The organism is Streptomyces sp. NPDC059994, assembly GCF_042737755.1.
Taxonomy (GTDB): Bacteria; Actinomycetota; Actinomycetes; order Streptomycetales; family Streptomycetaceae; genus Streptomyces.
This window is the reverse complement of the sequence record NZ_JBHWUR010000177.1, coordinates 1-9601: the sequence shown is the minus strand read 5'-3', so window position 1 is coordinate 9601 and position 9601 is coordinate 1. Positions and strand designations below refer to the sequence as shown.

Below are 9601 nucleotides of genomic sequence, written 5' to 3'. Positions count from 1 at the left end.
GCGGCGGGGCCCTTCGCGGCGTGTGGGCCTAGCCCTGCCAGGAATGCGCCGCCCGGAAACCCGGGGTGCGCTCCAGGCGGCGCCAGCCCGCCGTGTCGCGGCCTCGCGACGGGGACGGGGCGGACTGGGCGGCCGCGCGGGCGAGCAGGACGGCCGTGATGGCCGCCAGCTCCTCGGGCGCGGCTTCGCCCTTCTCGACGCGGAGGACGGAAGGAGAGGAAGAGGTCGGGGTGGTCAACGGGGCTCCTCGTTACTGAGGCGGATTGCCGTGCTTGCGGGACGGCAGGTCGGCGTGCTTGGTGCGCAGCATCGCGAGGGAGGCGATCAGCACCTCGCGGGTCTCGGCGGGGTCGATGACGTCGTCGACGAGGCCCCGCTCGGCCGCGTAGTACGGGTGCATCAGCTCGGCCTTGTACTCCTTGACCATGCGCACGCGCATCGCCTCGGGGTCCTCGGCCTCCGCGATCTGCTTGCGGAAGATGACGTTGGCGGCACCTTCCGCGCCCATCACCGCGATCTCGTTGGTCGGCCAGGCGTAGGTGAGGTCGGCGCCGATGGACTGGGAGTCCATGACGATGTACGCCCCGCCATAGGCCTTGCGCAGGATCAGCGAGATCCGGGGCACGGTCGCGTTGCAGTACGCGTACAGCAGCTTCGCGCCGTGCCTGATGATTCCACCGTGCTCCTGATCGACACCGGGCAGGAAGCCGGGCACGTCCAAAAGGGTGACGATCGGGATATTAAAAGCATCGCACATCTGGACGAAACGGGCGGCCTTCTCCGACGCCTCGATGTCCAGTACGCCGGCGAGCGACTGCGGCTGGTTGGCCACGATGCCCACGACCTGGCCGTCGAGCCGGGCGAGGGCACAGATGATGTTGCGGGCCCAGCGCTCGTGGATCTCCAGGTAGTCGCCGTCGTCGACGAGCTCCTCGATCACCTTGTGCATGTCGTACGGGCGGTTGCCGTCGGCGGGCACCAGGTCGAGCAGCACCTCGCCGCGCCGGTTCGCCGGGTCCTCGCTGGGGTGCGTCGGCGGGTTCTCACGGTTGTTGGACGGGAGCATCGACAGGAGGTAGCGGACCTCGGCGAGGCAGGTCTCCTCGTCGTCGTACGCGAAGTGCGCCACGCCCGACGTCTCGGCGTGCACGTCCGCGCCGCCGAGCCCGTTCTGGGTGATCTCCTCGCCGGTCACCGCGCGGACGACGTCCGGGCCGGTGATGAACATCTGCGAGGTCTCGCGGACCATGAACACGAAGTCCGTGAGCGCCGGGCTGTAGGCCGCGCCGCCCGCGCACGGGCCGAGCATCACGCTGATCTGCGGGATGACGCCCGAGGCGCGCGTGTTGCGCTGGAAGATGCCGCCGTAGCCCGCGAGGGCGCTGACGCCTTCCTGGATACGGGCGCCGGCGCCGTCGTTCAGGGACACCAGCGGCGCTCCGGCCGCGATGGCCATGTCCATGATCTTGTGGATCTTGGTGGCGTGGGCCTCGCCGAGGGCGCCGCCGAAGATGCGGAAGTCGTGCGCGTAGACGAAGACCGTACGGCCCTCGACCGTGCCCCAGCCGGTGATGACACCGTCCGTGTACGGCTTCTTGGCCTCCAGGCCGAAGCCGGTGGCGCGGTGCCGCCGCAGCTGCTCGACCTCGCGGAACGAACCCGGGTCGAGGAGCAGCTCGATCCGCTCGCGCGCGGTCAGCTTGCCCTTGGCGTGCTGCGCCTCGGTCGCGCGCTCGCTCGGCCCGCGCCGGGCCTGCTCGCGCAGGGCCAGCAGCTCGGCCACGCGGCCACGCGCGTCACTCGGCTCACCCGGGGTTTCGTCCACAACGGTCATGCATCGACCCTACGAAGTCGACCAAGAATTTCCCGCCGTCGACTCTGTACAGTGTCCGGACCGTTTTCCTGGTAGCCCTGAACAGAACATTCCCGCGATGCAGGCGAAGTGCCAGCTCAGGGCCATCCCGCTTTGTGGAGGTCCAACAACGCTATCAGATGAGAGCCACGTCACAGCGGTGGCTCGCGCCCGCCGCGCCCGGTGTGATCCGCAGCCGGAGCGCCTTGCCGGTGGCAAGGACCTCGACCGTGGAATCGGCACTGGTCACCCGCCGTACGGGACGGTTCCAGGTCACCTCGAAGGGCCGGCCGGTGCGCGGCGGCTCGCTGACCCGGAGCGTGGCCGTCGCCCCGTTGCTCCGTACGAGGACGCTCGCCGGCGCGGAGACCGCCAGCGGGCCCGCACTGCCGGCCTGCCAGAAGTTGGCGCACAGCAGGTCGAGTGCGGGCACGGAGACGGCCTGGCAGGCGGCCGTGTTGGCGAGGACCGACAGCCGGCCGGTGTCGGCGGCGCGGGCCGCGACCGTCTGCCGTGAGGCGCCCGGCATCAGCTGGTAGCTGTACGAGGCGCCCACCGGGTCGGTCCCGTGGTCCAGCCACAGCGTCTGATAGGTGCGGGTGCGCCGTTCGGTCGAGCTCGTGGTGTTGATGTCGCTCCACGCGCCGGTCCTGGGCTCGCGCAGGGTGTGCAGCGCGGTGGTGCCGCCGGGGAAGACCCAGCCGCCGTGGCCCTCCAGGTGCGCCCAGCGGGGGCGGGCGGAGGTGTCGAGGGTGAACCGGCCGGTACCGGCCTCGCCGAGGTTGCGGTTGTCGACGACCGTCTCGACCCGGACGCCGTCGGTCGCGGTGATCCCGGCGCCGAGGCAGATGACGGTCCCGGCCACGCAGAACCAGGACTTGCGGCCCTCCAGGGTCGAGCCGAGCCCCTTCACGTGCTGGCCGACGGCCCCGAACTCCCCGTCGCTCGCCCCGCCCACCCACGTCACGGCGGGCTTGGCCGCGCCCCACTCGCCGCCCGCCCGGTCCGCGAGCCGCTTGGTGGACACGGTGGTCCCCGGCAGCCGGTACGGGTCCACGGTCGGCCAGAACCAGTCCGTGTACTGGTCGTTGCCCTGCTCCCTGGGCCACCAGTAGAGCATTCCGGCGCCGGTGTGCCAGCCGCGCGGGTTCTCGCCGTTGCCGCACTCGTAGTACGCGATCCGCTCCGAGGCCATGGCGATGTTGGCGGTCCAGGCGGGGCGGCGGTGGACGGCGCGGTCCATGGCGGCGAAGAGGGTGTGCCCGACCGGCTCGGGCGCGGCGGCCACGGGTGAGTCGACGACCGCCTGGAGCCGGGCCAGGTCCGCGACCCCGAACTGGCGGGCGGTCAGGGCGGGATGGGTCGGATCCCGCTCGATCCAGCCCTTGATCATGCCCTGCCACCGGGTCCGCTCGGCCTCGGAGGCGCCGCCCGCGAGGACCGCGACGGCGGCGATGATCCCCTGCCCGTGGAAGTGGTCGCCGCGCATCACGTGCAGATCGTCCGCGAGCAGATAACCCCGGCTCACCGCACGCCCGTTGACGCTGTCCATGACCAGCCCGTTGTGGATCAGCGGCGCGTACGCGCGCTCCACGCTGTCGAGGATGATCTGCCGGTCGGGGTCGGTGACGGCCCAGCTCGTCCCGGCGAGCAGCGTGAAGAGCCGCCCGAGCCCGTCGAGCATGACCTGTCCGTACGTACCCGAGTAGGCGATCGACGTGTGCTGGATGAACGATCCGTCGGCGTAGAGGCCGTCGCCCTTGGTGACGTACGGGAAGACCGGCGACAGGGCGTCGCGGGCGAGCGCGAGCTTGGCGGGGGTGCGGCCGAGGGCCCCGCGCACCGCGACCGAGCGGCACAGGTCGACGCGGTTGGCGCCGGTGGAGGTGCCCGAGTAGTCGGCGAGCGCGGAGTCGGGAACGAAGTGGTCGACGGCGGCGCAGGCGGCCTGGATCCGGTCCTCGTCCAGGTGCTCGTAGAGCGCGTTGACCAGGTCGGTGAGCAGCCGGGGGCTGCCGATCTGCCACTCCCACCAGTTGCCGTAGCGCGTGGTGGACGGGTTGTAGACCTTCGCCGCCAGGTGGTCGAGACCGGCGACGGCAGCGCCGAGTAGGCCCGTGTCGCCGGTGAGGCCGGTGGCGGGCTGGAGGAAGGCCTGGGCCATGGTCCACAGCCGGTTGTAGCTCTGGGTGATCCCGGCGGGCGGGTCGAACGGGCAGTCCGGCCAGAGCGAGCGGTCGGCCGGGGCCATCGAGGCCCGGAAGACCCGGGCGCGGTCGCCGGTCTCCTTGAGCCGGGAGGCGTACGGCTCGGCGCCCGGGTCGAAGCCGGCGCCGAGCGAGAGGTCGCGCCAGCGCCCGCGCAGCACGGCGAACTCATCGGCTGCGGACTCATCGGCTGCGGACGCTTCGGCCGCGGACGCTTCGGGAACCACGGCCAGGGTGAGAGCGCTCGCCCCCACGACGGTGAGGAACGTACGACGGGACCACGGGGGCAGCAAGGACACAGGGAACTCCCGGAGGGAAGTGGTGTAGACCGCTGCCGTTGGTGTAGCACGGCGCGCCCGGGGCGTTCAATGCCCCGGACACGCCGAACAGAAAGCGCTTACCCGATCCGGTTACCCTCTCAACGCCGCACGCTCCACGTGACGGAGTCGCTGAGCCCGGCCGCGATCCGCGGATCCCGCACCGACTTCGTCGGGTCGGTCACCGTCACCTTCAGCTGATGCGTCCGCCGGTCCCAGGGCGAGATGACGGCCTGCGCGACACCGACCCAGGTGCGCCCCTCGAACCGGGTGAGCTCGCGGCCGTCCAGGTACCAGCGGATCCTCGGCTGCCTGACGTCCGCGCCCACCAGCCGGGGCACGGTCACCCGCGCCCGGTCGTGGGCGCGCAGGGTTTGCGCGGTCGGCACCGCGGCCGTAGCGATCGAGGCGTGCCGGTAGAACCCGGCGATCATCGCCTCGCGCCCGGGCAGGCTGAAGGGCTTGCCGAGGATGCGCATGATCGAGTTGTCGGTGGGGCGGAAGAGCCCGGTGACGTAGTAGCCGCCGCCTTCGTACGCGCCCACCGTGCCGCCGTCGGGCGAGGTCTCCCCCAGCCACCGGTACCACTTGGTCCGCTGCGCGGCCATCCGGTCGGCGCTCAGCACCGAGATGTTGGACTCGGCGGCCTCGGGCCCGGAGTAGTGCTCGTAGCCGGGGGTGCCCGGGTAGAAGTACTCGTCCGCGAGCTTGCCCAGCGAGTGGCCGGTCTCGTGGATGGCGACCTGGCCGGACTTGGCGTTGCCGGCCGACGCGGTGGAGATCCCCTCGTAGCCGAGCTTCTGGCTGGGCTCGTTGTATCCGGCGCCGCCGTACTTGGTGCTGTTGGCCAGCACGATCACCAGGTCGGCCTGCGGGGCCTTGGCGACGTACGAGTCGACCTTGTCCTGGTCGACGCAGAGCAGCCGCTCGATGCCGTCGCACCAGAAGTAGGCGCCGAGCGCGGTGTTCTTGACATCGCCCTGGGCGGGGTCGCCGGAGACGCCCGACTGTGCCGAGACGGCGTCGACGGTCCATACGTTGAAGAGGTTCTGGTACGTGGTGTACGGCTCGACGCCGGTCACCTCGCCCCACTTCTCCTTGGCGTCGGCGTGGAACTTCGCCAACTGGTCGACGGTGTACCCGTCCCCGACGATGACGACGTCGAGGCGGTCGGCGCTGGGCCCGTTGCCGACGATCTCGCTGACGTCGCCGTCGGCGTCCGCGGCCCGCCCGGAGAGCCGGGCAGCGGGCCGGCTCACACCCGCGGCCGGAACGCGCACGTGCCCGGACCCGGCCTCGCCGCCCTCCTCGGGCCCGGGTATCTCGACCTCGACGCGCGGCCGGGGAGCCGGGGCGTCGGCGGCCGGGGCGTCGGCGGCCGAGGCGGGCACGGACAGGAGCGCGGCAACGACGGACGCGGTGAGTCCGGCCGCCGCTATGGTTCTGCGCAGACGCAAGGCTGAGCGCATGGATTCCTCCCCCAGTAACGGAAGTTAAGCAGTCGGATAAATCTGTTGAACGGCTCGCTTAAGTTAGGGGGCGCACGGGGCATGCGCAATGCCCTGGGACGAGGGAGACACGATGGACGAACCTGCCGTGATCGGCCGCCGGGTGCAGCGGCTGCGCGCCGAACGGGGACTCACCCAGCGTCAGTTGGCCGAGCCCGCCTACACCCCGGCCTATGTGTCGACCCTGGAGTCCGGCAAGGTCAGGCCCTCCGAGGCGGCGCTGCGCCACCTCGCCGAGCGTCTGGGCACCACGTACGAGGAACTGGCCACCGGCCGCCCCGCCCACCTGGCGACCGAGCTGCGCCTGGGACTCACCGACGCCCAGCAGCTCCTGGCCACCGGCGACGCCGAGGAGGCGGCTGTACGCTACCGTCAGCTGCTGACCGAGGCCGAGCTGCACGACCTGCTCCCCGAACAGGCGGAGGCCCTCCTGGGCCTGGGCGACTGCGCCCTGGAGACCGGTGAACTTGCCGACGCCATAAGGCACTTCGAGGCGTCGGAGCGCCAGCAGGTGGGCGAGCCGCTGCCGCGCCGGGCGCGCGCGATCCGGGGCCGGGCGATCGCCCACGTCCTGGCGGGCGAGCTCCGCTACGCCTGCTACCTCCTCGAATCGACCATCGACGAACTCGGCACGAGCGGCCTCAACGACCCGGAGTCACTGGTCCTGCTCTATTCGGCGGTCATCGGCCCGTACCTGGACATGGGCGCCCAGGCGCGCGCCGCGCACGCCGCCGAACTGGCGCTGGCCCTCGCGCCGCAGGTCTCCGACCCGGCGCTGGTGGCGGGCATGCACCGCCAGGTCGCCCGCACCTTCCTGGCCGAGGGCCGCACGGCCGACGCCGACGCGTCACTCGCCAAGGCCCAGTCGGTCTACCGCCAGCTGCGCCTGCGCACCGACCTGGCGCACTGCCACTGGATGCGGGGTTACGTATACGCCCAGGACGGCGAACTGATCGCGGCCGAGCGGGAGTTGCGTACGGCCCGCGACATGCTGGCCGCCAAGCGGGCCGCGCTCTTCACCTGCCAGGTCGAGGTCGAACTGGCCGACGTCCTGCGCCGCCTGGGCCGCCACACCGAGGCGGCCTCGCTGCTCACCCCGCTCGTCGACCCGGCGCCGGAGCTGGGCGACCGGCACGGCGCGGTCCACGCGGGCGGCGCACACCGCCTCCTCGGCCTGATCCGCGAGGAGAGCGGCGACCTGGAGGCGGCGGAGGAGCACTACGTCACGGCCCTCGGCCTGCTGGAGCGCAGCGGCGCGACGGGCGACCTGGCGGACCTGTGCCGCCTCCTCGGCGACCTCCTGCGCCGTACGGGACGCACCGAGGCGGCACTGGACGCGTACCGCACGGGCCTGGGGCACCGGGCGGCGCCGGGGACCACGACGCTGGGGCCCGCGCCGGTACCGCCGCGGTATTAGGCCCGGCCCGCCCGCCCACCCGAAACCAGTCGTTGAAACTTGAACGGAATGGGTCTACAGTCGTTCTTGTTGAACATTCAAACGATCGCCCCGAAGGAGCAGCAGCCATGGGAATCTTCGCCCGCAAGAGCGACAGCACGACGACCACCATCGCCCCCGTCGACCCCGCTCTCGCCGCCCTGACCGGCACGTACAGCATCGACCCGGCCCACAGCAGCATCGGCTTCAGCGTGCGCCACGCGATGGTCACCAACGTCCGCGGCTCGTTCGCCGAGCACGAGGGCACCCTCACCCTCGACGGCACCGACCCCGCCGCCTCCGCCGCCGTCATCGACGTGAAGATCGCCTCCGTCGACACCGGCATCGGCGACCGCGACAACCACCTGCGCGGCGGCGACTTCTTCGACGCCGAGCAGTTCCCGCTGATGACCTTCCGCTCCACCGAGGCCCAGCAGCTCGGCGGCGACAAGTACCGGATCGTCGGCGACCTCACCATCAAGGACGTCACCAAGCCGCTCGCCATCGACCTGGAGTTCAACGGCTCGGCCACCGACCCCTACGGCAACCAGCGCGTCGGCTTCGAGGGCAGCGCCGACATCCTGCGCTCCGAGTGGGGCCTGACCTGGAACGCCGCACTGGAGACCGGTGGCGTCGTCGTCAGCGACAAGGTCAAGCTGACCTTCGACATCTCGGCGATCAAGGCCGCGTAGCCGCGGCCCACCGCCGCCCCTACCAGCCCCCACCCCCGTCGAACCCGCCGCCGTCACCGCCGCCCCCGCCGCCCCAGCCGCCGCCGAAGTCGGACGGGTTGAAGTCGGAGCCCGAGACGTCGCCGCCGTCGTAGCTCTGGCCCGCGAAGTCGGCGCCGCCGTAGTCGGCCGCGTAGGCCGGGGTGGAGAGCATCGAGCCGAGCATCGTGCCCATGAGCAGGCCGGGGAGGATGCCGCCGCCGAAGTAGCCGCCGGCCCAGGGGCCGTACGCCGGGCCCGCGTCGTAGTACGGACGGCGGCCCCCGTCCGTGTCGACCTCGCGCACCAACGGGTCCTGCCCGTCCCGCAGGCGCGTCGCGTCCGCCAGGCAGACCGGGACCTGGCGCGGGGCGCCGCCCGCCGGGGACCAGGCGGCGTCCTCGACCGAGGGGCCGTGGCGCGGGTCGAAGAAGCAGGGGGCGCGGCGCTCGGGCAGCGGCCGGTGCTCGCGGCGGGCGGCGAGGGTGGCGAGCGAGAACCGCCCGTCCTCCAGGGCCTGCGTCACCCCGCGTACGTCACCGGGGTGCCGGGCCGCCGCCATCAGGGTCTTCGCGGTCTCGTACGAGTCCAGGGCACGCTCGTAGTCGGCGCGCATGGCATCGTCGGCGCCCGCCTCGGCGGGGTGGAAGTCGAGCCGGTCGAGCTCCTCGCCGAACGCGGTGATGTCCTCGTCGACCACCACCTGGAGCCGCTGGAGCGCGGCCCGCTCCTCCTCGGCCTTCTTCTTGCGGCTGCGCCGGACCAGGGCGTACGCACCGGCGCCGCCCGCGACGACGACCGCGCCGGTGACGATGAGCGCGGTGCCGGAGACACCACCGCTGTCGCCGGAGCCTCCGCCCCAGGAGGCAGGGGCGTGGCCGCGCATCGTGGGCAGGGCCTGGTCGACGAACGCGTTGAGCTGGGTCGACGCGTCCGCGGCGGTGCCGGGGGCGCGTACGGCGGCCTTCAGGTTGTCGACGGCCTGCGCCGACATGACCTTGCGGTCGGCTCCGGCGTTGAAGGCGTCGCCGAGGCGGACGGCGTACAGGCCGGTGACGCCGGTGTCCGTGCGCAGGTTCCGCAGGAGGGTGTCCTTCGGGAACGCGGCGGTCGCGGGCAGCACGGCGACGAAGAGCGGCTTGTCGGCGTCCTTGATCTTCTTGGCCAGCGCGTCGGCCTGGGCGGCCGACAGCTGCCCGGCGGCGCCGGGGTCGACGTACACCGGCGCCTTCTTGAGTGCGGTGGCGACTTCTGCGACGCCGGACGCGGTGGGGGCGGCGGCCGTCGCCAGGGGGGTGGCGGTGGCCAGCGCGGTGAGTGCGGCGGCGGAGAGCGCGAACAAAACCCGGGACCTCATGACTCCGACGCTACCGGAGTCCCCCACGAACCGGACAAACCTCCCTTGGCCCCCACCCCGCCCGTTCCCTGAACCCTCCGGGGGTGGGTGGGGGTGAAGGTGGCTCTCCCGGGGGGGGGGGCCCCCCCCCCCCCCCGGGGGGGGGGGGGGGCCCCCCCCCCCCCCCCGGGGGGGGCGGCCCCCCCCCCCCCCCCCGCGGGGGGGGCCCCCCCCCC

At 72.5% G+C, this 9601-nt stretch carries 7 protein-coding genes; 2 read left to right on the top strand and 5 right to left on the bottom strand.

Annotation, left to right across the window (positions count from 1 at the left end):
• Positions 1-28: 28 nt before the first annotated feature.
• From ACFWA7_RS38790 to ACFWA7_RS38775, 4 genes are all read right to left on the bottom strand, one after another.
• Entirely contained in the window at positions 29-238 is a 210-nt protein-coding gene (locus tag ACFWA7_RS38790; RefSeq protein ID WP_385544251.1) for an acyl-CoA carboxylase subunit epsilon, read from the bottom strand.
• 12 nt (positions 239-250) lie between these two features.
• The gene (locus ACFWA7_RS38785; RefSeq protein WP_385827890.1) at positions 251-1834 is read right to left on the bottom strand and encodes an acyl-CoA carboxylase subunit beta; all 1584 of its coding nucleotides are present in this window, start codon (positions 1832-1834) and stop codon (positions 251-253) included.
• Between the two features lie 154 nt (positions 1835-1988).
• On the bottom strand, positions 1989-4358 hold the full coding sequence (locus ACFWA7_RS38780) for a polysaccharide lyase 8 family protein (RefSeq protein ID WP_385827888.1): 2370 nt from the start codon (positions 4356-4358) through the stop codon (positions 1989-1991).
• A gap of 119 nt (positions 4359-4477) precedes the next feature.
• Positions 4478-5845, bottom strand: a complete 1368-nt coding sequence (locus tag ACFWA7_RS38775) for a M64 family metallopeptidase (protein ID WP_385827886.1) — start codon at positions 5843-5845, stop codon at positions 4478-4480.
• A gap of 112 nt (positions 5846-5957) precedes the next feature.
• On the opposite strand from ACFWA7_RS38775, the gene ACFWA7_RS38770 reads away from it, so the two are divergent.
• Both ACFWA7_RS38770 and ACFWA7_RS38765 read left to right on the top strand, forming a co-directional pair.
• Positions 5958-7301 carry a helix-turn-helix domain-containing protein gene (locus ACFWA7_RS38770; protein ID WP_385544263.1) on the top strand — a complete coding sequence of 448 codons (1344 nt, stop codon included), beginning with the start codon at positions 5958-5960 and terminating at the stop codon, positions 7299-7301.
• A 107-nt stretch (positions 7302-7408) separates the two neighbouring features.
• Positions 7409-8011, top strand: coding sequence for a YceI family protein (locus ACFWA7_RS38765; RefSeq protein ID WP_385544265.1), 603 nt, complete (start codon positions 7409-7411; stop codon positions 8009-8011).
• 19 nt (positions 8012-8030) lie between these two features.
• Here ACFWA7_RS38765 and ACFWA7_RS38760 read toward each other — a convergent pair whose 3' ends face one another.
• On the bottom strand, positions 8031-9386 hold the full coding sequence (locus ACFWA7_RS38760) for a hypothetical protein (RefSeq protein ID WP_385827884.1): 1356 nt from the start codon (positions 9384-9386) through the stop codon (positions 8031-8033).
• Positions 9387-9601: the final 215 nt, after the last annotated feature.